Origin of the sequence: Caballeronia sp. SEWSISQ10-4 2 (assembly GCF_030464885.1) — a bacterium.
Classification (GTDB): Bacteria; Pseudomonadota; Gammaproteobacteria; order Burkholderiales; family Burkholderiaceae; genus Caballeronia.
On sequence record NZ_JALPRJ010000008.1, the window covers coordinates 134,442 to 160,685 of the forward strand.

The 26,244-nt window shown below is 60.3% G+C and carries 22 protein-coding genes, 1 other RNA gene and 2 pseudogenes; 7 read left to right on the plus strand and 18 right to left on the minus strand.

Going from position 1 to position 26,244, the window contains the following annotated elements:
• Positions 1-50: 50 nt before the first annotated feature.
• From cysM to gyrA, 17 genes and pseudogenes are all read right to left on the minus strand, one after another.
• Positions 51-953: a cysteine synthase CysM gene (gene cysM, locus M0D69_RS07820; protein ID WP_047844847.1), complete on the minus strand. Its 903-nt coding sequence runs from the start codon at positions 951-953 to the stop codon at positions 51-53.
• Between the two features lie 170 nt (positions 954-1,123).
• Positions 1,124-1,453, minus strand: a pseudogene (locus M0D69_RS07825) (ComEA family DNA-binding protein).
• A 74-nt stretch (positions 1,454-1,527) separates the two neighbouring features.
• Positions 1,528-2,520, minus strand: a complete 993-nt coding sequence (rfaD, locus tag M0D69_RS07830; RefSeq protein WP_301781480.1) for an ADP-glyceromanno-heptose 6-epimerase — start codon at positions 2,518-2,520, stop codon at positions 1,528-1,530.
• A gap of 7 nt (positions 2,521-2,527) precedes the next feature.
• On the minus strand, positions 2,528-3,490 hold the full coding sequence (rfaE1, locus tag M0D69_RS07835; protein WP_301781507.1) for a D-glycero-beta-D-manno-heptose-7-phosphate kinase: 963 nt from the start codon (positions 3,488-3,490) through the stop codon (positions 2,528-2,530).
• Positions 3,491-3,494: 4 nt separating this feature from the next.
• Complete coding sequence (locus M0D69_RS07840; protein WP_301781481.1) at positions 3,495-4,886, minus strand: UDP-glucose/GDP-mannose dehydrogenase family protein; 1,392 nt, start codon at positions 4,884-4,886, stop codon at positions 3,495-3,497.
• 128 nt (positions 4,887-5,014) lie between these two features.
• Positions 5,015-6,190 carry a lipopolysaccharide assembly protein LapB gene (gene lapB, locus M0D69_RS07845; RefSeq protein WP_301781482.1) on the minus strand — a complete coding sequence of 392 codons (1,176 nt, stop codon included), beginning with the start codon at positions 6,188-6,190 and terminating at the stop codon, positions 5,015-5,017.
• Positions 6,191-6,265: 75 nt separating this feature from the next.
• Entirely contained in the window at positions 6,266-6,559 is a 294-nt protein-coding gene (locus M0D69_RS07850) for a LapA family protein (RefSeq protein ID WP_301781483.1), read from the minus strand.
• A gap of 392 nt (positions 6,560-6,951) precedes the next feature.
• Positions 6,952-7,290, minus strand: coding sequence for an integration host factor subunit beta (locus M0D69_RS07855; RefSeq protein WP_047844852.1), 339 nt, complete (start codon positions 7,288-7,290; stop codon positions 6,952-6,954).
• A 21-nt stretch (positions 7,291-7,311) separates the two neighbouring features.
• Positions 7,312-9,027, minus strand: coding sequence for a 30S ribosomal protein S1 (gene rpsA, locus M0D69_RS07860; RefSeq protein WP_031361047.1), 1,716 nt, complete (start codon positions 9,025-9,027; stop codon positions 7,312-7,314).
• Positions 9,028-9,206: 179 nt separating this feature from the next.
• Positions 9,207-9,881, minus strand: coding sequence for a (d)CMP kinase (cmk, locus tag M0D69_RS07865; RefSeq protein ID WP_301781484.1), 675 nt, complete (start codon positions 9,879-9,881; stop codon positions 9,207-9,209).
• A gap of 76 nt (positions 9,882-9,957) precedes the next feature.
• Positions 9,958-11,262 (minus strand): 3-phosphoshikimate 1-carboxyvinyltransferase, encoded by a 1,305-nt coding sequence (gene aroA, locus M0D69_RS07870; RefSeq protein WP_301781485.1) that lies wholly within the window; start codon positions 11,260-11,262, stop codon positions 9,958-9,960.
• Positions 11,263-11,293: 31 nt separating this feature from the next.
• Positions 11,294-12,262 carry a prephenate dehydrogenase gene (locus tag M0D69_RS07875; protein WP_367619693.1) on the minus strand — a complete coding sequence of 323 codons (969 nt, stop codon included), beginning with the start codon at positions 12,260-12,262 and terminating at the stop codon, positions 11,294-11,296.
• Positions 12,263-12,306: 44 nt separating this feature from the next.
• Positions 12,307-13,422 carry a histidinol-phosphate transaminase gene (hisC, locus tag M0D69_RS07880; RefSeq protein ID WP_301781487.1) on the minus strand — a complete coding sequence of 372 codons (1,116 nt, stop codon included), beginning with the start codon at positions 13,420-13,422 and terminating at the stop codon, positions 12,307-12,309.
• A gap of 431 nt (positions 13,423-13,853) precedes the next feature.
• Complete coding sequence (pheA, locus tag M0D69_RS07885) at positions 13,854-14,936, minus strand: prephenate dehydratase (RefSeq protein ID WP_301781488.1); 1,083 nt, start codon at positions 14,934-14,936, stop codon at positions 13,854-13,856.
• A gap of 65 nt (positions 14,937-15,001) precedes the next feature.
• A complete protein-coding gene (gene serC, locus M0D69_RS07890; protein WP_301781489.1) occupies positions 15,002-16,084 on the minus strand; it encodes a 3-phosphoserine/phosphohydroxythreonine transaminase in 1,083 nt (360 codons plus the stop codon).
• A gap of 200 nt (positions 16,085-16,284) precedes the next feature.
• Positions 16,285-16,890: a DUF2059 domain-containing protein gene (locus M0D69_RS07895; protein ID WP_301781490.1), complete on the minus strand. Its 606-nt coding sequence runs from the start codon at positions 16,888-16,890 to the stop codon at positions 16,285-16,287.
• Between the two features lie 119 nt (positions 16,891-17,009).
• Positions 17,010-19,706 carry a DNA gyrase subunit A gene (gene gyrA, locus M0D69_RS07900; RefSeq protein WP_301781491.1) on the minus strand — a complete coding sequence of 899 codons (2,697 nt, stop codon included), beginning with the start codon at positions 19,704-19,706 and terminating at the stop codon, positions 17,010-17,012.
• A 645-nt stretch (positions 19,707-20,351) separates the two neighbouring features.
• Here gyrA and ompA point away from each other — a divergent pair.
• The 7 genes from ompA to M0D69_RS07930 all read left to right on the plus strand — a co-directional run bounded on the left by ompA (position 20,352) and on the right by M0D69_RS07930 (position 25,481).
• Positions 20,352-21,005 carry an outer membrane protein OmpA gene (gene ompA / locus M0D69_RS07905; protein WP_047844859.1) on the plus strand — a complete coding sequence of 218 codons (654 nt, stop codon included), beginning with the start codon at positions 20,352-20,354 and terminating at the stop codon, positions 21,003-21,005.
• Between the two features lie 196 nt (positions 21,006-21,201).
• The gene (gene ubiG / locus M0D69_RS07910; protein ID WP_301781492.1) at positions 21,202-21,900 is read left to right on the plus strand and encodes a bifunctional 2-polyprenyl-6-hydroxyphenol methylase/3-demethylubiquinol 3-O-methyltransferase UbiG; all 699 of its coding nucleotides are present in this window, start codon (positions 21,202-21,204) and stop codon (positions 21,898-21,900) included.
• 77 nt (positions 21,901-21,977) lie between these two features.
• On the plus strand, positions 21,978-22,694 hold the full coding sequence (gene gph / locus M0D69_RS07915; RefSeq protein ID WP_301781508.1) for a phosphoglycolate phosphatase: 717 nt from the start codon (positions 21,978-21,980) through the stop codon (positions 22,692-22,694).
• Positions 22,695-22,774: 80 nt separating this feature from the next.
• Positions 22,775-23,143, plus strand: a transfer-messenger RNA (tmRNA) gene (ssrA, locus tag M0D69_RS07920).
• 234 nt (positions 23,144-23,377) lie between these two features.
• A complete protein-coding gene (locus tag M0D69_RS43710) occupies positions 23,378-23,785 on the plus strand; it encodes an Arm DNA-binding domain-containing protein (RefSeq protein WP_367619694.1) in 408 nt (135 codons plus the stop codon).
• A gap of 287 nt (positions 23,786-24,072) precedes the next feature.
• Positions 24,073-24,879, plus strand: a complete 807-nt coding sequence (locus M0D69_RS07925) for a hypothetical protein (protein ID WP_301781493.1) — start codon at positions 24,073-24,075, stop codon at positions 24,877-24,879.
• A 2-nt stretch (positions 24,880-24,881) separates the two neighbouring features.
• The gene (locus M0D69_RS07930; RefSeq protein WP_301781494.1) at positions 24,882-25,481 is read left to right on the plus strand and encodes an RES family NAD+ phosphorylase; all 600 of its coding nucleotides are present in this window, start codon (positions 24,882-24,884) and stop codon (positions 25,479-25,481) included.
• A 127-nt stretch (positions 25,482-25,608) separates the two neighbouring features.
• Here the strand turns inward: M0D69_RS07930 and M0D69_RS07935 are convergent.
• Positions 25,609-26,239, minus strand: a pseudogene (locus M0D69_RS07935) (IS5 family transposase); the annotation flags it as partial.
• Positions 26,240-26,244: the final 5 nt, after the last annotated feature.

The window sequence follows — 26,244 nt, forward strand, 5'->3', positions numbered from 1 at the left end:
GGGCTTTTTGTGCGCTTTAGTTTTGGCCTTCGCGTATGACCAAGCCGATGTCAGGCCGGGAACACGCCCGTCGACAAGTAGCGGTCACCGCGATCGCAGACTACGAACACGATGGTCGCATTCTCGACCTGGCGCGCCACGCGCAGCGCCACTTCACACGCGCCGCCGGAAGAAATCCCGCTAAAGATACCTTCCACCGATGCCAGCCGCCGCGCCATTGCTTCGGATGCGGCCTGGCTGACGCTTTCCGTGCGATCCACGCGGCTGCGATCGAAGATTTTCGGCAGATACGCTTCGGGCCATTTACGAATGCCCGGGATACGTGAGCCCTCTTCCGGCTGCGCCCCGATGATCTCGATGTTCTCGTTCTGTTCCTTCAGATATTGCGACACGCCCATGATCGTGCCGGTCGTGCCCATGGCGGACACGAAGTGCGTGATGCGGCCTTCGGTGTCGCGCCAGAGTTCCGGGCCGGTCGTCTCGTAGTGGGCGAGTGGATTATCCGGATTCGCGAATTGATCAAGGATGATGCCCTTGCCGTCGCGCTGCATTTGTTCTGCCAGATCGCGCGCGTATTCCATGCCGCCGGTTACCGGCGTGAGCACGATTTGCGCGCCATAGGCAGCCATGCTTTGGCGACGTTCGATCGACAGGTCTTCCGGCATCAGCAGCACCATTTTGTAGCCGCGAATAGCTGCGGCCATGGCGAGCGCGATGCCAGTGTTGCCGCTGGTCGATTCGATCAGCGTGTCGCCGGGCTTGATGCGGCCGCGCTCTTCCGCTTTCTTGATCATCGAGAGCGCCGGGCGGTCCTTCACCGACCCCGCCGGGTTGTTGCCCTCGAGCTTGCCGAGAATCACGTTGTTGCGGCTGCGAATTTCGTCGTCCGGAATGCGGACCAGTTGCACCAGCGGGGTATTGCCGATGGTGTCTTCGATAGTCTTGTAAGCCATAGCGGGTCGTGGGTTGCTGCGGTCGATAAGCTATCGATTGTAGCCTAGGGGGTTTCTGGGTGCCGGGCGGCCCTATTGGACGGAGGGGATGGTTTGCCGGCGCTTTGGGGGCTGCCGGCGAACGAAGGCGCATCCATCGACCGGCGCGCCGAGCGATGCGCCAGCCCGCGCTACTTCTTCACAGTAACCGCAGCGCCAGCCGGTTTGGTCCCGGCGGCCGCTGCCGCCACCTGCGCCCCACCCGGTCCAATGGTCAGCCCCTCGGCCTGCAGACGCTCAACGGTCTTGCCGCCCATGCCCTTGACGCGTTTGCTCAACTCGGCCGCGTCTTAAAATGGACCGTGTGCTTCGCGTTCATCGAGAATGGCTTTCGCCTTGGCCGGCCCAATGCCCTTGATGCCGCGTAGAGCGTCGGAATTGGCGTTGTTGATATCAACGGCAGCGAACGCCGAACCAATGGATACAGCCAGCATGAAGGCTGCGAGAAGTTTCTTGATCATGTGAGTCTCCCCTGAAAACCGGTCGGCGACGATCGCTGACCGGGAGACCCAGTGTAGGAAAACGGCGAGTGCTTTTACAGCTGACCGAACAGCCAACGCACATAGCGATCAACGCCCTCCTGAACCGTCAGGAACGGTGCATCGTATCCCGCCTCGCGCAACTTCGACTGGTTCGCCTGCGTGAAGCACTGGTACTTGCCGCGCAGCGCGTCAGGAAACGGAATGTATTCGATCAACCCACGCTGCACGAGCTCCGCCAGCGACAACGGCGCTTCACCATCAATTGCCCGCAACGAATTCACCACCGTCGATGCAATGTCGTTGAACGGCTGCGCGCGCCCCGTGCCGAGGTTGAAAATGCCCGACTGCTCCGGATGATCGAAGAAGTGCAGATTGACTTTCGTCACGTCTTCCACGGAGACGAAATCGCGCGTCTGCTCACCCGCGCCATACCCGTTGTATTCGCCAAAGAGCTTGACCTTGCCCTCGGCGCGAAACTGGTTGAAGTTGTGGAACGCCACTGACGCCATGCGCCCTTTATGGCTTTCGCGCTGCCCGTACACATTGAAATAACGAAAGCCGGCAATCTGGCTGCGCGCAGTCGGCAAGATCTGGCGGATGACCTGATCGAAGAGAAATTTCGAGTAGCCGTACACATTCAGCGGCTTTTCCACTTCACGGCTTTCCACGAACTCACTCGATCCGCCATACACCGCCGCCGACGATGCATACAGGAACTGCACGCCCTGCTCCAGGCACGTATCAAGCACGTCGCGGCTGTAGCGGAAGTTGTTGTCCATCATGTAGCGGCCGTCGGTTTCCATCGTGTCCGAACATGCGCCTTCGTGGAAAATCGCTTTGACCTTGCCGAAGTCGCCACGTTTGAAGCGCGCGACAAACTCGGTTTTATCGAGGTAATCGTCGATCTCGCAATCGACCAGGTTCTTGAACTTGTCGGCGCGCGTCAGATTGTCCACCGCGATCACACGGTGTTCGCCACGCTCGTTGAGCGCCTTGACGATGTTGCTGCCGATAAATCCGGCCGCGCCGGTAACGATGATTGTCATGATGATGTCAGGCGAAAAGTTCGTTGTAGTCGACGGTCGCCGTACCCAGTTTCCCGACGACGATTCCCGCTGCCCGGTTGGCGTAAGCGATGCAGTCAATCAGCGGCACACCCGCGCCCAGCATGGTTGCAACGGTCGCAATGACCGTGTCGCCGGCACCCGAAACATCATACACTTCGCGTGCGTCGGCCTGCGTGTGAACCACTTTATCGGCGGTGAAGAGCGTCATGCCCTCTTCCGAGCGCGTGAGCAGCAACGCGCTGATATCGAGCGATTCACGCAACGCCGTGACACGTGCGAGCAAGTCTTCTTCCGAGTTCCAGCGTCCGACCACTTCGCGCAATTCCGCGCGATTCGGCGTGATCAGCGTAGCGCCCCGGTAGCGGTCCCAGTCGTCGCCTTTCGGGTCGACCAGCACCGGTTTGCCGGCGCGCTTCGCATTGGCGATCATTTGCGTCACATGCGTCAGGCCGCCCTTCGCGTAGTCCGACATCAGGATCACATCGTGTTGCGGCAAGAGCGTTTCGAATCGGGCGAGACACGCGCTCAGGACTTCGTGCGTCGGCGAATTTTCGAAATCGACGCGCAGCAGTTGTTGCTGCCGCGACAGCACGCGCAACTTGATGGTCGTGAGCAATTCGGGATCGCGTTCGAGGAACGCAGTGACCCGGCTCTCGCCCAGCAATTCCACAATGCGTTCACCCGGCTCATCATGTCCGACTACGCACAGCAAGCCCGCCTGCGCACCCAGTGCAGCCGCGTTGCGCGCCACGTTCGCCGCACCGCCAAGCCGGTCTTCCTTGCGCTGCACGTGCACGACCGGCACCGGCGCTTCCGGAGAAATACGGTTCACATCGCCGAACCAGTAGCGGTCGAGCATCACGTCGCCGACCACCAGCACACGCGCCGCCGCAATGCGCGCACGCGAGACCGGTGGAACGGGAGCGCTCGACCCGACGGCGGGCACCATTGCGTCAGGCGACGGGAAATTCGACATGGGGACGTCCTATTGCAAAATAGTCGATGCCGAGTTCCGCCATCGCTTCAGGTTCATACAGGTTGCGGCCATCGAAGATGACCGGCATCTTGAGCTCGCTCTTCAAATGCGCGAAGTCCGGGCTCTTGAACTCCTTCCACTCGGTCACGATCACGAGGGCATCTGCGCCGGGCAACGCGTCCTTCTGCGAATCGACGAAATGCAGGCGCTCGAGTTGCTGCGGTTTATCGGCGAGATCGAGCGCGAATACACGACGGCTTTCCGGCAGCGCCACGGGATCGTAAGCGCGAACCGTCGCGCCACGCTCAAGCAGCGCGCCAATCAGCCGACGGCTCGACGCCTCGCGCATGTCGTCGGTATTCGGCTTGAACGCGAGTCCCCACACGGCAAACGTACGGCCGCGCAAGTCTTCACCCATGCGCTTCGTGATCTTGCCGACCAGGACTTCCTTCTGCAGATCGTTCACTTCTTCCACGGCTTCCAGAATCCGCAGCCGATGCCCGTTCTCGCGCGCCGTCTGCGCCAACGCCTGCACATCCTTCGGGAAACACGAGCCGCCGTAACCACAGCCGGCATACAGGAAGTGATACCCGATGCGCGGATCCGAGCCGATGCCACGACGCACCGCTTCAATATCCGCGCCCACGGCATCGGCAAGATTCGACAGATCGTTCATGAACGAGATGCGCGTGGCGAGCATTGCGTTCGCGGCGTACTTCGTGAATTCCGCCGAACGCACGTCCATGTAGAGCGTTCGATCGTGATTGCGGTTGAACGGCGCATAAAGGCGCTTGATCATTTCGCGCGCCCGCTCACCGGCTTCGTCGTCGTCCACGCCGAGCACGATGCGGTCGGGGCGCATGAAATCGTCGACGGCGGCGCCTTCCTTCAGGAACTCCGGATTCGATAAAACCGAAAAGGCGTTCTTGCCCGCCGGCTCAATCCCACGCGCCTTCAATTCCTCTTCGACCACGTTGCGCACGTGCTGCGCCGTGCCGACCGGGACCGTGGATTTATCGACGATCACCTTGAAGCCGTTCGCATAACGCCCGATGTTGCGCGCCGCCTCGAGCACGTACTGCAGGTCGGCGGAACCGTCTTCATCCGGCGGCGTTCCCACCGCGATGAACTGGATCTCGCCGTGCTCGACGCTTTCCTTGATATCGGTGGAAAAGCGAATGCGGCCGGCGGCCCGGGTACGTTTTAGTATCTCGTGCAAGCCCGGCTCGTGAATCGGCACGCCGCCGTTGTTGAGGATCTCGATCTTGCGTGCATCGACGTCCAGGCACAGCACGTCGTTGCCAATTTCAGCGAGGCAGGCGCCGGTCACTAGTCCGACGTAGCCCGTTCCGATGATGGATATTTTCATAAGCGTTCCGGAGAAACCGGTGATTATCGAAGGATCAGGCCAAAACGGCCGCGAAGTCCGATCGTTTCAAACATTGCACGTCCCGTGCGAGCCGGGCCGCGCTTGAGTCCGTGGTCACGAATCCGCGTTCAGGCGGATGCGGGGATCGGCTCGACGCGGCGCGGCGCATAGGTTTCCCAGCCGCTGCAGCCAGGACACTGCCAGTAAAAAAGACGCGCGCGGAAACCGCAATTCTGGCACGTGTAGCGCGGCAGGTTCTTGGTCCGCTGCTTGACGAGCGTGCGCATCAGTTCGAGTTCGCTGCGACGCGGTTCCTCGGCCGTGGCAACCTGCGCTTCCAGCAGCCGCGTCATGCCGGCAACATTGGGCGACGTCTGCATCTGATGGCGAGCGAGCGTGTGTGCCGCGTCCAGTCCGCGCAGTTCCGCGACGTGCTTGAACGCCACATCGAGCAGATCGTTCGACGGATAGCGATTCACGTAGTCAACGAGCAGATCAACACCCTCATCCGTTCGGCCGAGTTGCGTATACGCCTGCACGAGCTTTTCCGCGACGAGCGGCAGATACGCAGCATTTTGCGCTTCCACGCGACGCCAGCACGCGATGGCGGACTCCAGATCACCACCGGCGGCATCGACGTCGCCAACCAGGATTGTCGCCCGCACGTTGTCGGGATTGGCCGCGAGCGCGAGCTTGAGTTCCTCCCGTGCTTCCGCTGGATTCTTGCGCTGCAGCGCTTCCTGCGCGAGTTCGCAATGGAATTGTGCGACTTCCTTCTCGAGCGACGCTGCGCCCATCTCTTCGATCCGCCCGGCGGTTGCAATCGACTTTTTCCAGTCCTTCTCGATCTCGTAGATCGTCAGCAACGCACGCTGCGCGCCGAGCGCATATTCGCCGGCTTCGAGCGAACGGAACGTCTCCTCGGCGCGGTCCAGCAAACCCGCTTTCAGAAAGTCCTGGCCGAGTTCGAACAGCGCGTGATCGCGTTCGGCAACCGGTAGATCAGAGCGGCTCAGCAGATTCTGATGCACGCGAATCGCCCGGTCCGTCTCGCCGCGCCGGCGAAACAGGTTACCCAGCGCGAAGTGCAATTCGATGGTTTCAGGGTCGAGCTTCGCCACTTCGATAAAAGCGTCGATCGCCTTGTCGTGTTGCTCGTTGAGCAGGAAATTGAGGCCGCGAAAATACGAGCGCGGCAGATTCGCGTTTTCGGACAGCAGCGTTTTCAGGTCATAGCGGGATGCCATCCAACCCAGAGCGAATGCGATCGGAATGACAAGCAGCCACCAGAAGTCTAGATCCATGCGGATTCGTGAAAAGAGTTAAGGGCCAGCGCGGGGTGCCGGAAGCGGGCACCCGGCCGCACTGGCGCGAGCCGGTCAGATCAGCGGCGGCATAGGCGGTTCCATTGGCACGACGGGGACATCGTGCGCCACACGCAATTCACGTTTGAGCCGGGCATTTTCCATCCGCAGGCGAAACAGCGACGGCAGCGACGAGAGCAATCCAGCCAGCAAGCCGACGACAAAAAACGCCAGCCCGATGAGAATCAGCGGCGCTTGCCAGAAGTAGCCGGCGAGGAAATTGAGGGTCGCACTTTGCGTGTTGGCCAATGCCAGCACGAGCAGGAGTACGAAAACCAGTACACGGATCAGCCAGACAAAAAATTTCATAAGGGTCTCTTTGACGGCAATAGCGGAACGACGCAGAGGGTAACGCGGGCACCGGATACAGCACCGATACACACCGGGATCCACGAGTGACGCAAAGCGCGGGCCACGCTGCCCTTGGTTGTTGGCGTCCGGTATTGTAATTGAAGCGTATGGGGCAATGCGCAACGGCTTGGGACGATAGGCCGATCGGCAGGACGTTTGCGGGAGTTTACCGGTGCGCGGCGGCGGGCAAAATAACGATAACGAACGAGCGTGCGCAACGGCAGCGGGAGCAATGTACGCACGGCCGCGAGGTATAAAAAAAAGCACCCTCACGGGTGCTTTTTTCGGTCATTTGCCGCTGGCTGTTTCGATCCGCGTGCTGACTTCGACCGAAGCAACGCAGACGCCGCTTAAACGTCGTCGTCTTCGTCACTGTCCGATTCGTTCGACTGCTTCAGCGGCTCTCCCGCCCGCCCATCTACCCGTTCACGCAACTCCTTGCCCGGTTTGAAATGCGGTACGAATTTCTCCGGTACCAGCACCTTCTCCCCAGACTTGGGATTGCGTCCAACGCGCGATGGACGACGATTGAGGCCGAAACTGCCGAAGCCGCGGATTTCGATGCGATGACCGTTGGCCAAAGCGTCCGACATCGCATCGAGCATCGTCTTCACCGCGAAATCCGCATCTTTAAGAACAAGTTGCGGAAATCGCAGCGCCAGTTGGGCGACCAATTCCGATTTGGTCATACTGCAGCAATACCTTGCGGCTTAGCCGTTCTGGCCGTCGAGCTTGGCCTTCAACAGCGCGCCAAGGTTCGTCGTGCCGGTAGCAGCCGTGCTCGAGTCAGCCGAAGCCAGACCACGGATCGCTTCCTGCTGTTCAGCCGAATCCTTGGCCTTGATCGACAGGTTGATGCCACGCGACTTGCGATCGATGTTGATGATCATCGCGTTGACCTTGTCGCCTTCCTTCAGCACGTTGCGAGCATCTTCCACGCGGTCCTGAGCGATTTCCGAGGCGCGCAGATAACCCTCCACGTCCGCCGTCAACGTCACGACTGCGCCCTTCGCGTCAACCGACTTGACCACGCCGTCAACCGTCGCGCCCTTGTCGTTCATTGCCACGAAGTTGCTGAACGGATCGCCTTCGAGTTGCTTGATACCCAGCGAAATGCGTTCCTTCTCGACGTCGATACCCAGAACGATAGCCTGGACTTCGTCGCCCTTCTTGTACTTGCGAACAGCTTCTTCGCCCGTTTCGCTCCATGACAGGTCCGAGAGGTGAACCAGACCGTCGATGCCGCCCGGCAAACCGATGAACACGCCGAAGTCGGTGATCGACTTGATGGCGCCTTCCAGCTTGTCGCCCTTCTTGAAGTTGCGGCTGAAGTCGTCCCACGGGTTCGGCTTGCACTGCTTCATGCCGAGGCTGATACGGCGGCGGTCTTCGTCGATTTCGAGAACCATGACTTCGACTTCGTCGCCCAGCTGCACAACCTTCGACGGTGCAACGTTCTTGTTCGTCCAGTCCATTTCCGACACGTGAACCAGGCCCTCGATGCCCGATTCCACTTCGACGAATGCGCCGTAGTCGGTGATGTTGGTGACCTTACCGAACAGGCGCGTGCCCGACGGGTAACGGCGGGAAATGCCTTCCCACGGATCGTCGCCGAGTTGCTTGATACCCAGCGAAACGCGGTTCTTCTCTTGGTCGAACTTGAGGATCTTCGCGGTCACTTCCTGGCCAACCGACAGCACTTCGCTCGGGTGACGCACACGACGCCATGCGATGTCCGTGATGTGCAGCAGGCCGTCGATACCGCCGAGGTCCACGAATGCGCCGTAGTCCGTGATGTTCTTGACCACGCCTTCCACGATCGCGCCTTCCTTCAGCGTTTCGAGCAGCTTTGCGCGCTCTTCGCCTTGGGTGGCTTCGATCACAGCGCGGCGCGACAACACGACGTTGTTACGCTTGCGGTCAAGCTTGATCACGCGGAATTCGAGGGTCTTGCCTTCGTACGGCGTGGTGTCCTTGACCGGACGCGTGTCAACCAGCGAACCCGGCAGGAACGCGCGGATGCCGTTGACCATGACGGTCATGCCGCCCTTGACCTTGCCCGTGATCGTGCCGGTCACGAGTTCGTTGTTGTCGAGCGCTTTTTCCAGCGACAGCCACGAAGCCAGACGCTTCGCTTTGTCGCGCGACAGGATGGTGTCGCCATAACCGTTTTCCAGGGCGTCGATAGCCACGGAAACAAAGTCGCCCGCCTGCACTTCTACCTCGCCCGCGTCGTTCAGGAATTCTTCGAGCGGGATGTAGGCTTCGGACTTGAGACCAGCGTTGACGACCACGAAATTGTGGTCGACGCGCACGACTTCGGCGGAAATGACTTCACCCGCACGCATGTCCTGCTTGGTCAGCGACTCTTCGAACAGAGCCGCAAAAGATTCGGTAATCGGGGTAGATGTTTGCAGGTCGGACATAAAAATCGATAGTTGCGCAGCTGCTTCGCGATGCCTGCCCGAATCAGTTCGGGCCGATGGCAAAAAAGGCGAGCGCCACACGGGGTTGAGGGGTTAAAACACGCTCCATGTTTCTCATGGAGCTCCAAAGCAAAGCCGCCAAACGTCGGCTTTTTGCAACAAACTACACGTGAATTGCGCTAAACCAAATGAAACCAACCGATGATCTGATCGACAGCCTGGTCGACAGATAACCCGGAGGTGTCCAGCGTCTTCGCGTCCGCTGCGGGCTTGAGCGGTGCGGCCACACGGTTACTGTCCCGTGCGTCACGCTCGCGCAAATCTCTCAGCAAGTCTTCCATATTAGCAGAAAAGCCTTTTTGTATCAATTGCTTATGCCGCCGGGCAGCCCGCGCTTCAACGCTGGCCGTGAGAAACACCTTGAGCGTTGCATCGGGGAAAATAACGGTGCCCATGTCGCGGCCGTCGGCAACGAGGCCCGGAGGCTTGCGGAACGCCCGCTGGCGGGCAATCAGCGCTGTCCTGACCTGGGCGTGGACCGCGATTGCGGAGGCGCGATTGCCGGTTTCCTCGGCGCGAATTTCCGTCGATACATCCACGCCGTCGAGCTGCGCCAGGCCTTCCCGGAACGTGATGTGAAGGTCTGCGACAAGCTCGGCGAGCGCGTCGCCGTCGTCGGGTTCGATGTTGTAGCGCGCGCTCGCAAGCGCCGTCAGCCTGTACAACGCGCCGCTATCGAGTAAGTGGAAACCTAGCGTGGCCGCGACAACCGCGGCGACCGTGCCTTTGCCCGAAGCCGTCGGGCCGTCGATAGTGATAACCGGAGTCTGGTGAAAGGGACGAGCGTGTTTCATCGGAGACGTCCGGATCGGCGGGCGGCTGCACGCGGGGTCGGGGCTTTCATCGTTACATTTATATTAGTCATGGTCGTCACGCCTTCGCGAGCTTTGTAAATTGCTCGAAGTAATCCGGGAAGGTCTTGCCGACACACTTCGGGTCGTTGATGCGCACCGGCACGCCGCCCAGGCTCACGAGCGAGAAACACATCGCCATGCGATGGTCGTCGTAGGTATCGATGGCTGCGTTCGGCGTAAGTTGACCCGGTGGCGTCACCACGAGGTAATCCGCACCCTCTTCCACCGTCGCGCCGACCTTGCGCAGCTCAGTGGCCATCGCGGCGATCCGGTCCGTCTCCTTCACGCGCCAGCTAGCGATATTGCGCAGCGTGGTCGTGCCCGTGGCGAACAGCGCGGCGACGGCAATCGTCATCGCCGCGTCGGGAATCAGGTTGAAATCCATGTCGATGGCCATCAGTTTGCCGTCCTCGGACTCCACGCCGCGCACTTCTATCCAGTCGTCGCCGAGCATCACGTTGGCGCCCATGCGGATCAGCGCATCGGCGAAGTTCACGTCGCCCTGGATGCTCGCGCGGCCGACGCCTTCCACTCGTAGTGGTCCGCCGCCGAGCGCACCCGCCGCGAGGAAGTAGGACGCCGACGACGCGTCGCCCTCCACCGCGATCGTCCCCGGCGACGCGTAGCGCGCGCCAGCGGGCAACGTGAAGCTCTTCCAGCCATCGCGCTCGACGATCATGCCGAAACGCTCCATCAGCTTGATCGTGATGTCGATGTATGGCTTCGAGATCAGCTCGCCATCCACTTGCACGATGATCGGGCCGCGCGTGCTCTGCGCCAGCGGCAAGCTCATCAGCAACGCCGTCAGGAACTGGCTGGAGACATCGCCGCGAACACGGATCGGCTGATCGACGGCAATCTCGGCCGGATGAATGCGCAGCGGCGGAAAACCGTCGCTCGCCTCGTAATCGATCCGCGCGCCGATCTGCCGCAAGCCATCGACGAGATCGCCGATCGGCCGTTCATGCATGCGCGGCACACCGTGCACACGATATTCACCGCCGTTCAGCGCCAACGCGGCGGTGAGCGGACGCACTGCCGTTCCTGCGTTGCCAAGAAAAAGCTCCGCCGATTTCACCGGGAAACCGCCGCCCGTGCCTTTAACGACACATCGCTCGGCGTCGTTCTTCACTTCGACGCCGAGCTTGTCGAGCGCGGCGAGCATCACGCGGGTGTCGTCGGAATCGAGCAGATTTGTAATCACCGTTTCGCCCTCAGCCAGTGCGGCGAGCAGCAAAACACGGTTAGAAATACTCTTCGATCCGGGTAGCCGGACCGTGCCGGATGCACGTGAAAAAGGTCCGAGATCGAGGTGTTCCATGGGTCAAGTCCAGTTAGTCAGGTCCAGCCAGCTATTGTGTGGAATCATCGGCGGCTTTGATCGCGCCGCCTTGTTGCCAAACGCTACGCGCGGTGCGCGAGCGTTCGAATGCGGCTTCGAGCGCAGCGCCGTCGGAGGCATCTATAGCCTCGCGAAAACGCGCAAGCACCTTGGTATAGGCATCGATTTCAGTCAGCAGCGCCGCCCGGTTCGCGATACACACGTCGCGCCACATTTCCGGGCTCGACGCCGCGATGCGCGTGAAATCGCGAAAACCCCCGGCTGCGAACGAGAACTTTAGCGCGGCGTCCGGCGCTTGCAGAATCTGCTCGACGAGCGCAAACGACAACACGTGCGGCAAATGGCTCACCGAGGCGAACACGCCGTCATGCTGCTGCGCGCTCATTCGATGCACGCTCGCGCCAGTCGCAAGCCACATCGCGGCGACCCGCTCCACCGACTCCGGCGTGTTCTCCGGCAACGGACACAGCACTACATTTCGATCGACGTAGAGATCGGGCAATGCGGCATCGACACCGCTCGATTCGCGCCCGGCAATCGGGTGCCCCGGCACGAACTGCGCAGCGCGATCGCCGAGCGCCGCACGCGCTGCCGCGACGGCGTCATTTTTTGTGCTGCCGGCATCGGTGACGATAGTGCGTGCGTCGAGAAACGGCGCGATCCGCCGCAGCAACGGTTCCGTTTGCGCGACAGGAGCTGCGATCAGCACGAAATCGGCATCACTCAGCGCATGCTCGAGCGCTCGGTCATCGTCGAGAAGCACGGCCGAATCGATCACGCCGAGTTCCAGCGCGCGTTCGACAGACTTCATCGAACGCCCGACGCCTACGACCTCGCCGGCCGCACCTGCGCGTTCACGCAAAGCGCGCGCGAGCGATCCGCCGATCAGGCCGACGCCGAAAATCACGAGTTTATTGAATGAGAACGCGGCCACGAGACATCGATAAAAACGCGCCTTTCGGCGCGAGGGGTGAGCAATCGAACGAGCTCGGGCTTTATCTAAAAAAGCCCGAGCGAAACCAATCAAGCCGTAGCCGACAGCGCCTTTTCAAGCGCTGCGATAAATGCTTCGTTTTCTTGCGGCAAGCCAATCGTGATACGCAGCCATGGAAACAAGCCATAGTTGGCAACCGGCCGCACGATCACGCCTTGCTTGAGCAATTCGAGGTTCACGCGTTGTCCGGCGGCGTCGTCATGACCCACGCGCACCATCACGAAGTTGCCGTGCGATGGTACATATTCCAGACCGAGTTTGTCGAAGGCTTCAGTCAGGCGGCGATAACCCGCCGCATTGATCTCTGCGCTCTTCGCGAGAAACGCGGTGTCCTTCAACGCGGCAATCGCAGCGGCTTGCGCCAGCGAATTGACGTTGAACGGCTGACGCAGGCGATTGAGCAGATCGGTCAGTTCCGGCTGCGCGATGGCAAAGCCCACGCGCAATCCGGCTAGCCCAAACGCCTTCGAAAATGTCCGCGACACGAGCAGATTCGGATAACGGCGCACCCAGTCGATGGAATCGTAGCGCTTGTCCTTCGCCAGATATTCCGTGTACGCCTCGTCGAGCACGATCGCCACGTGCCGCGGCACGCGCGCGATGAACGCCTCGAGCGCCGGGCCTTCGATAAATGTGCCCGTCGGATTATTCGGATTCGCAACGAACACGAGACGCGTGTCGTCGGCGATGCTCTGAAGCATCGCATCGAGATCGTGACCGTATTTCACGGCCGGCACGACGATCGCACGCGCGCCCAAACCCTGTGTAGCGAGTGCATACACGGCGAACGAATACTGCGAATAGACAATCGACTGGCCCTTCTCGACGAACGCATGCGCGGCGATTTCGAGGATGTCGTTGCTGCCGTTGCCGAGCGTGACCCATTCGGGCGGCACGCCATAACGCTCGCTTAGCGCGGCCTTCAAATCGAAACCGTTCGAGTCCGGATAACGGCCGAGTTCCGCCACGGCTTGCGCCATCGCGAGCTTGGCGGATTCAGGCATGCCGAGCGGATTTTCATTCGACGCGAGCTTCACGATGTCCGCTTCGTTCAGTCCGAATTCACGCGCCACTTCCGAGATGGGCTTGCCGGCAATATAAGGCGCGATCGCGCGCACGTAGGAAGGGCCGAATTGCGATGTCATCAGGGTCTCCGTGAAACCCCGGACTTCAGGCCGGGGAGGTAAGGAGACGGTTTTAACTCCGTCTCGTTAAATAGGTGACGGGCTTTCCACCCATCAGGGTCTTGCGACTCTGCCCGTAAGGGCCTAGTAACGCAGTCTTGCGACTCGCTCCCCTCGACAATGTTGTGCACCGGCATTTCGTCCCGATCCGTTTCGTACTTACCCTGTCGCTTGCCTGCAACCGGGACTTCCAGTGCCGGGGACTGAGGAAGCATCCCAGGGTGGGTCTTGAACCTATGCACAACGTAGCGCCCGCCCTACTCGGCAATGAAGTCCGGATTAAGCCATCCGGAGCGCTTAGTCTGGTCAACCCGAGCTCGCGGTATTCTGCAAGCTCCGCCATTCAGGGCGGGGTAGTTGACGTTTTCTCCAGCGTTTTTAAAGGGCTCAACTCAACGAGCGCGCGGATACGAGCCGAGGATCTTGAGGAACTCCGCTTTTTTACCCAGTTCTTCGAGCGCGGCGGTGACCGGCGCGTCGTCGCGATGTCCTTCCACGTCGATATAAAAGTAGTATTCCCACGTGCCCACGCGCGCAGGACGCGATTCAAAACGTGTCATCGATACCCCGTGACGCGCGAGCGGCTCCAGCAATTTCAGCAACGCGCCCGGCTCGTTCGCCACCGACACGATCAGCGACGTCTGGTCGTAGCCGCTTACGCCCGTACGCTCTTTGCCGATCATCACGAAGCGCGTGCGGTTGTGCGGGTCGTCCTGGATCAGCGCGCTCACCACGCCGAGGCCGTAGTGCGTGGCCGCCCGATCGCCCGCGATAGCCGCAATAGTCGGATCGCCAACGGCAAGGCGCGCCGCTTCCGCGTTGCTCGATACCGCCTGGCGTGCAAGCGTAGGCGCGTTCGCGGTGAGCCAGTGCTGGCATTGCGCGAGGGCTTGCGGATGCGCGAACACGCGCGTGACGCCATTGAGCGTGCCGGATGCGGTGAGCAAATTGTGGTGGATCGGCAACGCCAGCTCGCCGCTGATCACGAGCGACGTTTGCAGCAACAAATCGAGCGTGCGCGATACGGCGCCTTCTGCGGAATTCTCGACCGGCACGACGCCGAATTCGGCGGCGCCGGCCTCAACCGAGCGAAACACTTCATCGATGGAAGGACACGGCACACCTTCGATGGAATGTCCGAAATACTCGAACATCGCCTGCTCGCTGTAGGTGCCGACCGGACCGAGATACGCCGCGCGCAGCGTCTGTTCCAGCGCGCGGCTCGCGGCCATGATCTCGCGCCAGATCGAGCTGATGTGATCTGCCCCAAGCGGGCCTTCGCTCATCTCCTGAAGCCGCGCGATAACCTGCATCTCGCGCTCGGGACGAAACACCGGCGCGTTGAAATGCTTCTTCACCTCGCCCACTTCGAGCGCCACGGCGGCACGCTGGTTCAGCAGCGCGATGAGCTGCGCGTCGAGCGCATCGATGCGTTCGCGCAGCGGTATGAGTCGTGAATTAAGGTCGTCGTCCATGCGTTGTATGAGATGAGTCGATCCGGCTTGCATGCAAGCATCGGATTGGGAGGCGAGGCCTGGGCTCAGGCACTGGCCTGCTCGAATTCCTTCATATACCCAACGAGCGTCTTCACCGCTTCGAGCGGCACCGCGTTATAGATGGACGCGCGCATGCCGCCGACCGACTTGTGGCCTTTCAGCTGCAGCAGGCCGCGCGCTTTCGCGCCGGCCAGGAATGCTTCGTTGCGGGATTCGTCGGCGAGAAAGAACGGTACGTTCATCCTTGAGCGCGACTGGCGCTCGACTTTGTTCAGATAGAAACCGCTGGCGTCGATGGTGTCGTAGAGCAGCGTCGACTTCTCGATGCTGCGAGCTTCCATCGCCTCCAGGCCGCCCTGTTTTTTCAGCCACTTGAACACGAGGCCTGCGATGTAGATCGCGTACGTTGGCGGCGTGTTGTACATGGAATTGTTCTCGGCGACGGTCTTCCATTCGAACGCCGACGGGCAGATGGCAAGCGCCCGGTCGAGCAGATCTTCGCGCACGATCACGACCGTCACGCCCGCCATGCCGATGTTCTTCTGCGCGCCGCCAAACAGCACGCCGTATTTCGCGATGTCCATTGGGCGGGAAAGAATGTGCGACGACGCATCGGCCACCAGCGGAATCGCACCGAGATCGGGAATCTCGAAGGTCTCTACACCGTCGATGGTTTCGTTCGTGCAGATATGGACGTAGGCGGGGTCGTCCGAAAGATGCCACTCGTCGACCTTCGGCACGTGCGTAAAACCCTGCGCCGTCTTGCCGTTTGCGGCGATGTGCGGCGTGCCGTACTTCTGCGCTTCCTTGAACGATTTCTGCGACCACGAACCGGTCACGACAAAGTCCGCGGTTTTACGCGCGCCGAGCATGTTCAGCGGCACGATCGCGTTCTCACCGATGCCTCCGCCCTGCAGGAACAAGATCCTGTGCGACGCGGGCACTTTCAGCAGGTCGCGAAGGTCGGTGAGCGCGGCTTCATGTATCGACATGAATTCAGCCCCGCGATGACTCATTTCCATCACGCTCATGCCGCTGCCGTGCCAGTCGAGCATTTCGTCGGCGGCTTGACGGAGTACGTCCTCGGGCATTGCTGCAGGACCAGCGGAGAAATTGAACACGCGCATCTGATAAACACCCCGAAAAGCCGGACGCACTGGGAGAGCGCCGACGAGAAAAGCTGAATAACGCCTGAACCGCGCCACGAAAAACAAATGGCTGTTTGCGTCTGAACGCAAACAGCCATTATCGCACCGTCCCATAAACCCGCCAAACTACAGCCGCGTGCTTCAGCCACATGAGCGGCGGCGGGTTTCGACAGCCTGGCTTACTTGCCCGGCTTGACAGAAGCCACTTCCTTGTCCGCTTGCGCGCGGGTGGCCTTGATCGATTGCGGCATGTACTTCTGCATCAGACCGTTCACCACGTCACGACCAACCTGGTCCTGAACCTGGATGAACTTGCGACCCGTAGGGCTCTTGTAGAACGTCGTCAGGTCTTTGATTTCAGCCGTCGTGTAGTACTTCGCGTACGCGTCGTACTGTGCCTGCATGGCGTCCTGACGGAACGAGTCGGTCGCGAAGACCTGACCAGCGGAATCCACCAGCTTCGGTACCGTGTCCTTCTGGAGCTGAGGAACGGCCGCTTGCTTCTGCTTGTCGTTCAGGGTCTTGTTCTCGCTCAAAGCGTCGGACAGGATGGCCGGAACCAGTTGCTTCGACTGCATTTGTGCACTGTTACCAATGGCGCCGACGAGCTTTTGCGCGTCGATTGCATCCAGCAGGTCCTTGATCGCAGCTTGCTTCGCCGGATCCGGTGCCGCTGTGGCTGCATCTGCAGCCGGCGTCGTCGCTTGGCTCTGGAGCGATTGAGCCGATGCGAAAGCCGGTACCAAAGCAGCCAGCAACATCCATTGTTTAAACTGTTTTTGCATCATTACTCCCTTAAAAAATTTTCGTTTCCATCGCGGCGCAACTCGGCATGTGCTCAAGTCGCGCAGCTTATCCACTCAAGCTTTCAGGAACAGAACAGGCGCCGGTCGCGAATAATCGGTCAGGACGTGCCGTCCTCATCACCTTCCGACGTGTCGCCCGGATTGTCACCCGTATCAGCAGCATCATCAGCCGATGACCCGTTGAGAGGTTCGCCGACGTCACCCGCATCACCTTCCAGATCGGCGTCGAGTTCGACTGCTACTTCCGCCTCGGCGATATGCTGCAAGCCGGACAGCTTGGTGCCGTCGTCAAGACTGATGAGTGTAACACCTTGAGTTGCACGACCCATTTCACGGATCTCCGAGACCCGCGTGCGGATCAGCACGCCGGTATTGGTGATCAGCATGATCTCGCTCTCTGGCTCGACGAGCGTCGCGGCGACTACCTTACCGTTACGTTCCGACGTCTGGATAGCAATCATGCCCTTCGTGCCACGGCCGTGACGCGTGTATTCGTCGATTGGCGTGCGCTTGCCGAAGCCGTTCTCGGTCGCGGTCAGCACCGACTGGTTTTCACCGCCCGCCACCAGCAAGGCGATGACCTGCTGCCCTTCTTCCAGTTGCATGCCACGCACGCCACGGGCTTCGCGGCCCATTGCGCGCACGTCGTTTTCATCGAAACGCACGGCTTTGCCCGAATCCGAGAACAGCATCACGTCATGCTGGCCGTCGGTGATCGCAGCGCCAATCAGGAAATCGCCCTCATCCAGACCGACCGCGATAATGCCCTTGCGCAACGGCCGGCTGAATGCTTCCAGCGGCGTCTTCTTCACCGTACCCAGCGAGGTCGCCATGAAGACGTATTTATCCGCAGAAAATTCCTTGATCGGCAACACGACGTTGATCTTCTCGCCGTCTTGCAGCGGGAACATGTTGACGATCGGACGGCCGCGCGAGTTCCGCGAACCCTGCGGCACTTCGTAGACCTTGATCCAGTAAACACGCCCGCGGTTCGAGAAACACAGCATGTGGTCATGCGTGTTCGCGATGAAGAGCGTGTCGATCCAGTCGTCTTCCTTCATCTGCGTGGCCTGCTTGCCGCGGCCACCACGCTTTTGCGCCCGATATTCCGACAGCGGCTGCGACTTCACGTAGCCGGTGTGCGACATGGTCACGACCATTTCCTGCGGCGTGATCAGGTCTTCGGTGTTCAGTTCGGTTGCGTTCAGTTCGATGCGCGAACGACGGTCGTCGCCGAATTCCGCACGAATTGACGCCAGCTCTTCCACGATGATCGCGCGAATCCGTTCCGGCCGCGCCAGGATGTCGAGCAGGTCGGCGATTTGCGCCATCACTTCCTTGTACTCGCCGACAATCTTGTCCTGCTCGAGCCCGGTGAGGCGTTGCAGGCGCATTTGCAGAATTTCCTGCGCCTGGACGTCCGACAGCTTGTACAAGCCGTCGGCCTGCATGCCGTACGCCGGATTCAGCCCTTCCGGCCGATACGCCTGACGCCCGCCCGATTCCTCGGTTTCCGCGCGCGAGAGCATTTCGCGCACGATTTCCGAGTCCCAGGCGTTGTTCATCAAGTCCTGCTTCGCGATCGGCGGAGTCGGTGCGGCCTTGATGATGCGGATGAATTCGTCGATATTCGCCAGCGCCACCGCCAGGCCTTCCAGCACGTGGCCGCGATCCCGCGCTTTGCGCAGCTCGTATACAGTGCGCCGCGTCAGCACTTCCCGCCGATGCGACAGGAAACACTCCAGCATCTGCTTCAGGTTCAAGAGGCGCGGCTGGCCGTCGACCAGCGCGACCATGTTGATGCCGAACGTGTCCTGAAGCTGCGTCATCTTGTACAGATTATTCAGCACCACTTCAGGCACTTCGCCGCGCTTCATCTCGACCACCACGCGCATGCCGCTCTTGTCGGATTCGTCGCGGATGTCCGAGATGCCTTCAATCTTCTTCTCGTTCACCAGCTCGGCAATGCGCTCGAGCAGCGTGCGCTTGTTCACCTGATACGGGATTTCGTCGACGATGATCGCCATCCGCTGGCCGCGGTCGATCTCTTCGAAGTGCGTGGTCGCGCGCATCACAACGCGTCCGCGACCCGTTCGATAGCCGTCCCTTACGCCCGAGACGCCGTAGATCACGCCGGCTGTCGGGAAATCGGGCGCGGGCACGATCTCGATCAGTTCGTCAATCGTGGTATCGGGGTTATTCAGCAGATGCATGCAGGCATCGACGATTTCGCGCAGGTTGTGCGGCGGAATGTTCGTCGCCATGCCCACGGCGATACCGGCCGAACCATTGATCAGAAGATTGGGAATCCGCGCCGGCAGAACGAGCGGTTCGCTTTCGCTGCCGTCGTAGTTCGGACCGAAGTCGACCGTTTCCTTGTCGATGTCCGCCAGCAACTCATGGCCTATCTTCGCCATGCGGATTTCGGTGTAACGCATGGCCGCGGCGTTGTCGCCGTCGACCGAACCGAAATTCCCTTGCCCGTCGACCAGCATGTAGCGAAGCGAGAAAGGCTGCGCCATCCGGACGATGGTGTCGTAGACCGACTGGTCACCGTGCGGGTGATATTTACCGATCACGTCGCCCACAATACGCGCCGACTTCTTGTAAGCGCGATTCCAGTCGTTGTTCAGTTCGTGCATGGAATAGAGCGCGCGACGGTGGACTGGCTTGAGGCCGTCGCGGACATCGGGGAGCGCTCGCCCCACGATCACGCTCATCGCGTAATCGAGATATGAGCGGCGCATTTCCTCCTCGAGGGAGATTGGCAGGGTCTCTTTGGCGAATTGATCCATTTATCCGTGTCTTGAACTGTGCGGCGCCGGCGCGGAACAAAAGCCCTTTTTTGCGGCGTTTTGCCCGGATTCACCGTCGTTTGGCATCGGCGCTGCGAACGCAACGCATCACGCGATTCTAACATGCGCGGCATCCGTGCCCGGGACCGCTGCGTATACATAGAGTGAGTCGCCGGGAACCTTTGCAGGGGGCGCGAACGCAAATGGTAGCGAAAGCTTACAAATTCCCTCACGGAACAAAGTGAAAACGTCAGACTAACCCGCTATCATTCGCCCTCACGGGTTTTGAGGCCGCCAATTTACGCGCGCAAAATCGTCGAAAAGAATGTATTGATGTTTTGGGAAAAAGTTCCGGGGTGGCACGTATTGTGCGCACGTTTCGCGCGTATCAAACCCTGCGATTCCCATGCCCCGTCTTGTTGCGCATGCACCACATAAGGTTGCGGGAAGCGGAGGCCAGGGATATTTTTTTCGTTGCAAGGGAACGATATGGCAAAATGCGAACGCACAAAGTTAGACACTGCTCGAAGTCTACACACAGCGTTTTGTTCCGCGGTAATGTTATACTTCGAGCAATGTATGACTTGTCTTTGTCAACAAGGCTCGCAGTAAACCTGCGGTAATCTCAATTTCGAGAGGAGAAATATGAATAAACTTTCAAAGCTCGCGTTCATTGCAGCTACCGCAGTTATGGCTGCATCGGCTATGGCGCAATCGGTCCCGGCTTCGCGTCAGGCAGTGAACGACAACTGGGTGAACGGCACGGGCGAATACGTGTGGATGAACGGCACGAACGAGCTTTGCTGGCGTGACGCGTTCTGGACCCCGGCAACGGCCAACGCAAAGTGCGATGGCGCGCTGGTAGCCCAGGCACCGCAGCCGCCGGTCGCACCGGCACCGGCTCCGGTTATCCAAAGCCAGAAGGTTACGTACCAAGCTGACGCTCTGTTCGACTTCGACAAGGCCATCCTGAAGCCGGCTGGTAAGGCCAAGCTTGACGATCTCGCATCGAAGATTGGCGACCTGAACCTGGAAGTCGTGGTCGCAACGGGTTACACGGACCGTATCGGTTCGGACAAGTACAACGATCGCCTGTCCCTGCGTCGTGCACAAGCTGTCAAGGCATACTTGGTCAGCAAGGGCATCGAAGCCAACCGTATCTATACGGAAGGCAAGGGCAAGCGCAACCCGGTTACCACGGGTTGCAACCAGAAGAACCACAAGCAACTTGTCGCTTGCCTCGCACCGGATCGTCGCGTGGAAGTCGAAGTTGTTGGAACCTCGCGTCAGCCGCAGTAATAAGCGACTGATTGCCGCAGGATCAAAGCCCCGCTTCGGCGGGGCTTTTTTTATGCACTGCGTGTCTTGGCCTTAAGGTCGCGGCTACCCCTGCTTGACCGGGACTCCGTCCTTGCCTCGTTTTACCGGCTCTCGCGAGCGCCTATATACTTGGTGCTTGACTGTTTTCGACCTTATGTTTCAAGGCTATCCGCACATGATCAATGCCGATCCCCACGAGCTTCAGAAATTCAGCGAGCTGGCTCATCGCTGGTGGGACCCGAATGCGGAATTCAAACCGCTGCACGAACTCAACCCTGTGCGGCTTGACTGGATCGACAAACATGCCCATTTGTCGGGCAAGCGCGCGCTGGATATCGGCTGTGGCGGCGGCATCCTGTCTGAGTCGATGGCCGTTCGCGGCGCCAAGGTAAAAGGTGTGGATTTGTCCTCGAGCGCGCTGGGCGTGGCCGATCTGCATAGCCTGGAAAGCGGCGTCGAGGTCGAATACGAAGAGATCGCGGCTGAGGCGCTGGCCGCGCGCGAACCCGGCAGCTATGACGTGGTGACGTGCATGGAGATGCTCGAGCACGTACCGGATCCAGCGGGAATCGTTCACGCGTGCGCAACGCTTGTCAAACCCGGCGGCTGGGTGTTTTTCTCCACGCTCAATCGCAATGCCAGGGCGTATCTGTTCGCGGTCATCGGCGCGGAATACATCGCCCGGATGCTGCCGCGCGGCACGCATGATTACGCGCGTTTCATCAAGCCGTCAGAACTTGCGCAATTCGTGCGTTCTGCGCAACTTGATATCGTGGAAATCAAGGGGATTACGTACCGACCGCTCAGCAAGCGCTTCAGTCTCTCCGACGACTCCAGCATCAACTACCTGATGGCTTGCCGTCGCGTAGCCTGACGGGAACGAACATGAACGAACACCCCAGTGACGCCGATCCCACGCCGCCGAGCGTCATCGAACCTGTACGGACTTTCATGAGCGACGACCCGACGCCCCTGCCCCAGCATCAGATCGACAAGTCCCGGCTCAATCTCTGCCACGCGATTTTGTTCGACCTCGACGGCACGATCGCCGATACCGCGCCCGACCTCGTCGCCGCCGTCAATAAGATGCGGCATGACCGCGGGCTGGAAATGCGGCCGCTCGAGACCTTGCGGCCATTGGCGTCGGCGGGTGCACGCGGTTTGCTTGCCGGTGCGTTCGAGATCGGCCCGCAGCATCCTGATTACGCGCCCATGCGCGAGGAGTTTCTCGCCAACTATGAAGCGGATTTGTGCATCGAGACGACGCTCTTTCCGGGTATCGACCAATTGCTCGATCAGTTGGACGCACGCGGCGTGCGCTGGGGCATCGTGACCAACAAAGTGACGCGGCTGGCCGAACCGCTGGTGGCGCTGCTCGGACTCGACGAGCGCGCGGCGTGTCTCGTCTGCGGCGATACCACTCCGCATTCGAAGCCGCATCCGGCGCCGTTGCTGCATGCGGCGGAACTGATGGAAGAGGCGCCGGAGCGCGTGGTGTACGTGGGCGACGATCTGCGCGACGTCCAGGCCGGTTTCGCGGCCGGCATGGTCACGGTGGCGGCCGCCTACGGGTACTGCGGGACGGACTTGCCGCCCACCCGGTGGCACGCGGATCACGTGGTGGAAACGACGATCGAATTGCAGCATCTGCTGCGCGACGTACAGTAAGTGCAGTGACTGCCACGACCGTGCGGGCCCGCTTTGCGGCGAAATCCCGCACGGAACTGTGAGATAATAGCCAATGCTTCGGGGGCGACCTGGTTTCGACAGGGGTTGCGAAGCGGCTAGGGCATACCGAGGACCCGTCACCTCGTAAATCAATGGGAAAAACGTAACTGCAAACGACGAAACGTTCGCACTGGCAGCCTAAGGGCCGCCTGCCTCTCCCTAGTTTACTGACGGACTAGAGTCGCAAGACCGGTAGCAATACCGCGAGAGGTCATATACGTCAGATAAGCCTTGTCGGCGTTGCGACGCCAAGGTCGAAAATTTAGTGAATCGCCGAAGCGAAGCGTGTTCGTCCGCGTCGCCAGGTTAAATCAAATGATAGAACTAAGTATGTAGAACTGGTCGTAGAGCGCTACTGGACGCGGGTTCGATTCCCGCCGCCTCCACCAATAGCCGATTCGGACGAGTGCCGAATCATTCAGAACCCCGCGTGCCGTAAGGCTCAGCGGGGTTTTTCATTTCCGAACTCGTTTATCATCATCCGGCCGAATCAGGGGATACTTCCGGGGTACCCGGTGTAGTGGCTTCGACCTGTACCCGAGCACAAAGATCACGGGGGGCAACACACGCTACTTGCAGACACAGCGATTCGCAAAAGCGCCCCAGGCGAAACGCTGTACAAGCTGTTCGACGCTGGCGGCATGTTTCCGGAAGTGCAGCCGAACGGCGCTCGCTACTGGCGGTTGAAGTACCGGTATGCCGGCAAGCAGAAGTCGCTTGCGCTCGGAGTGTATCCAGGGGTGCGCGTAAAGAGGCACGAGAAAAGCGAGAGGCGGCGAAGAAAAAACTTGCAGTCGGCGTCGACCCCAGCGAAGCGGGCAAGGCGGAGAATCGAACGCAGTTTATTAATGCTGAAAATTCGTTCGAGGCAGGTGCGCGCGAATGGCACGCGAAATTCTCGGGCGAGCTTTCCGAGTCGCATGCGACCCGTAATTTCAGACGTCTTGAAATACACGCGTCCCGCACATCGGCAAACGTCCGACCATGGAACTAGACGCCCCGCCAATACTCGACGTGCTACAGCGTATTGAGCGTAAAGCTACACTTGAGACGGCGCACCGCGTGCGCTCTCTTATCCGACTTGAGCACCTTGAACCGGCATTCGACATCTGCAAGCGACTTCTAACGGGTCACGACCTCCTGGGCGGCTGGATTCTTTGTATTGGTCACGAGCAGCAGCTTACCGTCCATCATGTTGCACGCCGTCGCCGACCGATCAGAAAAGGTAGTCCGACCATCTTCGGCTAACCTTTACTTCCTTGACAACCTTGTCGAATGTCCCGCACGAGCGTAGTCTGCTGTTTTTGGGAGAATTGTCATGTCCACGTCCACAAGCCGAAAGTCGGAAACGGCGCGGCTTTTCAAGCAGGCGGCGAAAGAGCTGGAGCTCACTGGTGCTGCGACGCCTGCTGCCATCCGCAAAATCGTGGCGCGGGCCGTGCAGGCGGGGCTCGCGCAACTGCCGGCCGGAAGACGGCAGGATTATGTCGTCTCAATCGCAAAGGGCTTTGATGACGCGCTGGCGTCAGTGACCGCCGCCTCGGCGAAGTTCGTCAACCCGCGCAAAAAGGTCCCTCCTATCGTCGTTCGGGGCGGGGCTCCGGTGGCACGCGCAGACTCACGGGCCGCAGCAGGATCAGAGCGGCGCCCCGAGGCGAAGGCTACGCCGACGAAACCCGGTTCGGCCCGTACGCACCGGGTTTCGATGTTCGAGCAGGCGATGACTGCCCGGGCGAAGCTTGCGGTAGAAGGCAAGCTGCTGACGCCCGCGCAGTTCGTTGAGCGCTCTGGGGTAAGCCGGCAAGCTATCAATCAGCAGATCCAGACGGGTTCGTTGTTCACCGTCGACGGTCCGCAGGGCGTCAGCTACTACCCGGCCTTTTTCGTGGATGCAGATTATGAACGGCGGGCAGTCCGGCGCGTGGCGCGCGCGCTGGACGATTTGCCCGGTGCGAGCAAGTGGGCTTTTTTCACGAGCCCACGACTCTCTCTGGGAGGGCTGACGCCGCTCGAGGTAATCGCTGGGGCGAAGCCCAGGCAGCGCGACGGCGCGGGTGCCGAAGCAAGCAGCAGGATTGATATGTCCACGGTTCTAAAGGCGGCTGCCGCCTACGTGGCGGAGTAACGATGTCAGTACGTATTCTCAAAGCACCAGACACCCAGTTCAGCACGCTTTCGCTGAAAATCGTAGCGTTTGCGCCCGAGAAGCTATTTCGGATTTCGTCGCACCTGACCGGGGAGCCGTACTTTGGTAAGAGCGCAAGCCACCGATTCGACGACCCGGACCGGAAGTACGGCACCTGTTACCTCGGTCTAAACCTTGCCACGGCCGTTGCGGAATCGATTCTTCACGACCTCGAACCCGTTCAGGGCGGCTACAACATCGCTGCAGACAAAGCAGCGAGCTCGTACGTCCACAGGTTCACCGGCAACCCGATCCGTCTGGCGGATCTCACCGGGCACCATCTGAACGTGCTGGGCGGCCATGCTGAGTTGTTTGGCACATGGAGTTACGATCTCCCGATGTTATGGTCGCGCGCAGTCTACGAACACCCGGCGGCCGTAGACGGCTTCATCTATGTGTCCCGGCTGTTGACGCCGAATAAGGCCGTCGTACTATTCGACCACGGAACCAGCCTTCAGGTGATCAAGGCCAAGTCGACTGCCCTGCCCCAGAGCGCCGCTTTCCGAAAAGTCGAGAGCGACCTGAACATCCGGTACGTCTAACGCTGCGCCCGCTTCGTGGCGCGCTCGGGTCTCGCCACTCGCAACGCGTCGCCCCGCGCTCCAGCTCATGATAATCACTTCCTTTCGTGCCGCCTCTCGACCGCCGCCGACCGTGTACTAAGAAGCGCTAACACAATGAAGGTTGCAGTTGCCCCGAGCAGATGATGCCGCAGGCGATTTTCATGAACGCTTCGTGGATGAAGGCGAGGCGTTCGAATCGAACGCGCAGGCGCCTGAAGTTGTGCCGCCAGGCGATTGTACGTTCAACGACCCGTCGGATTTTGCCAAGGCCACTGCCGTGCAGCTCACCCCGACGAGCGATCTGGGTCGTGATGTCGGCGGCGTGTAACGGCCTGCGGTATTTGTCGTGATCGTAGCCACGATCGCGCTGCACGATCGCCCGTGTTGACTGCAGTCGGCCCCGCTTGCTACGAATCGACGGGAGGCGTCGATCAGCGGCAGCAGTTGCATAACGTCATGCCGTTTGGCACCGGTCAGAATCAGCGCGAGCGGGATGCCTTGCGCTTCGGTGACGAGATGGTGTTTTGAACCGGGTCAAGCGCGATCGGTGGGATTAGGTCCTGTTTTTGACCTGATCCCACCGCACGAACGGAGGAGGAATCGACGATGACACGTGACCAGTCGATGCGATCGGCCGCACGCAGTCTGGCCAGCAGTACTTCGTGCAACCGGTCCCAGACTCCGGCTTGCTGCCAGTCGCGCAGCCGGCGCCAGCAGCTCACGCCCGAGCCGCAGCCCGAGC

Bases quoted from the DNA above. Each gene is read 5' to 3' on its own strand.
- cysM (WP_047844847.1), bottom strand. From the start codon at position 953: ATGGCTTACAAGACTATCGAAGACACCATCGGCAATACCCCGCTGGTG.
- rfaD (WP_301781480.1), bottom strand. From the start codon at position 2,520: ATGACAATCATCGTTACCGGCGCGGCCGGATTTATCGGCAGCAACATC.
- rfaE1 (WP_301781507.1), bottom strand. From the start codon at position 3,490: ATGGTGCCCGCCGTCGGGTCGAGCGCTCCCGTTCCACCGGTCTCGCGT.
- M0D69_RS07840 (WP_301781481.1), bottom strand. From the start codon at position 4,886: ATGAAAATATCCATCATCGGAACGGGCTACGTCGGACTAGTGACCGGC.
- lapB (WP_301781482.1), bottom strand. From the start codon at position 6,190: ATGGATCTAGACTTCTGGTGGCTGCTTGTCATTCCGATCGCATTCGCT.
- M0D69_RS07850 (WP_301781483.1), bottom strand. From the start codon at position 6,559: ATGAAATTTTTTGTCTGGCTGATCCGTGTACTGGTTTTCGTACTCCTG.
- M0D69_RS07855 (WP_047844852.1), bottom strand. From the start codon at position 7,290: ATGACCAAATCGGAATTGGTCGCCCAACTGGCGCTGCGATTTCCGCAA.
- rpsA (WP_031361047.1), bottom strand. From the start codon at position 9,027: ATGTCCGACCTGCAAACATCTACCCCGATTACCGAATCTTTTGCGGCT.
- cmk (WP_301781484.1), bottom strand. From the start codon at position 9,881: ATGAAACACGCTCGTCCCTTTCACCAGACTCCGGTTATCACTATCGAC.
- aroA (WP_301781485.1), bottom strand. From the start codon at position 11,262: ATGGAACACCTCGATCTCGGACCTTTTTCACGTGCATCCGGCACGGTC.
- hisC (WP_301781487.1), bottom strand. From the start codon at position 13,422: ATGACATCGCAATTCGGCCCTTCCTACGTGCGCGCGATCGCGCCTTAT.
- pheA (WP_301781488.1), bottom strand. From the start codon at position 14,936: ATGGACGACGACCTTAATTCACGACTCATACCGCTGCGCGAACGCATC.
- serC (WP_301781489.1), bottom strand. From the start codon at position 16,084: ATGCGCGTGTTCAATTTCTCCGCTGGTCCTGCAGCAATGCCCGAGGAC.
- M0D69_RS07895 (WP_301781490.1), bottom strand. From the start codon at position 16,890: ATGCAAAAACAGTTTAAACAATGGATGTTGCTGGCTGCTTTGGTACCG.
- gyrA (WP_301781491.1), bottom strand. From the start codon at position 19,706: ATGGATCAATTCGCCAAAGAGACCCTGCCAATCTCCCTCGAGGAGGAA.
- ompA (WP_047844859.1), top strand. From the start codon at position 20,352: ATGAATAAACTTTCAAAGCTCGCGTTCATTGCAGCTACCGCAGTTATG.
- ubiG (WP_301781492.1), top strand. From the start codon at position 21,202: ATGATCAATGCCGATCCCCACGAGCTTCAGAAATTCAGCGAGCTGGCT.
- gph (WP_301781508.1), top strand. From the start codon at position 21,978: ATGAGCGACGACCCGACGCCCCTGCCCCAGCATCAGATCGACAAGTCC.
- M0D69_RS07925 (WP_301781493.1), top strand. From the start codon at position 24,073: ATGTCCACGTCCACAAGCCGAAAGTCGGAAACGGCGCGGCTTTTCAAG.
- M0D69_RS07930 (WP_301781494.1), top strand. From the start codon at position 24,882: ATGTCAGTACGTATTCTCAAAGCACCAGACACCCAGTTCAGCACGCTT.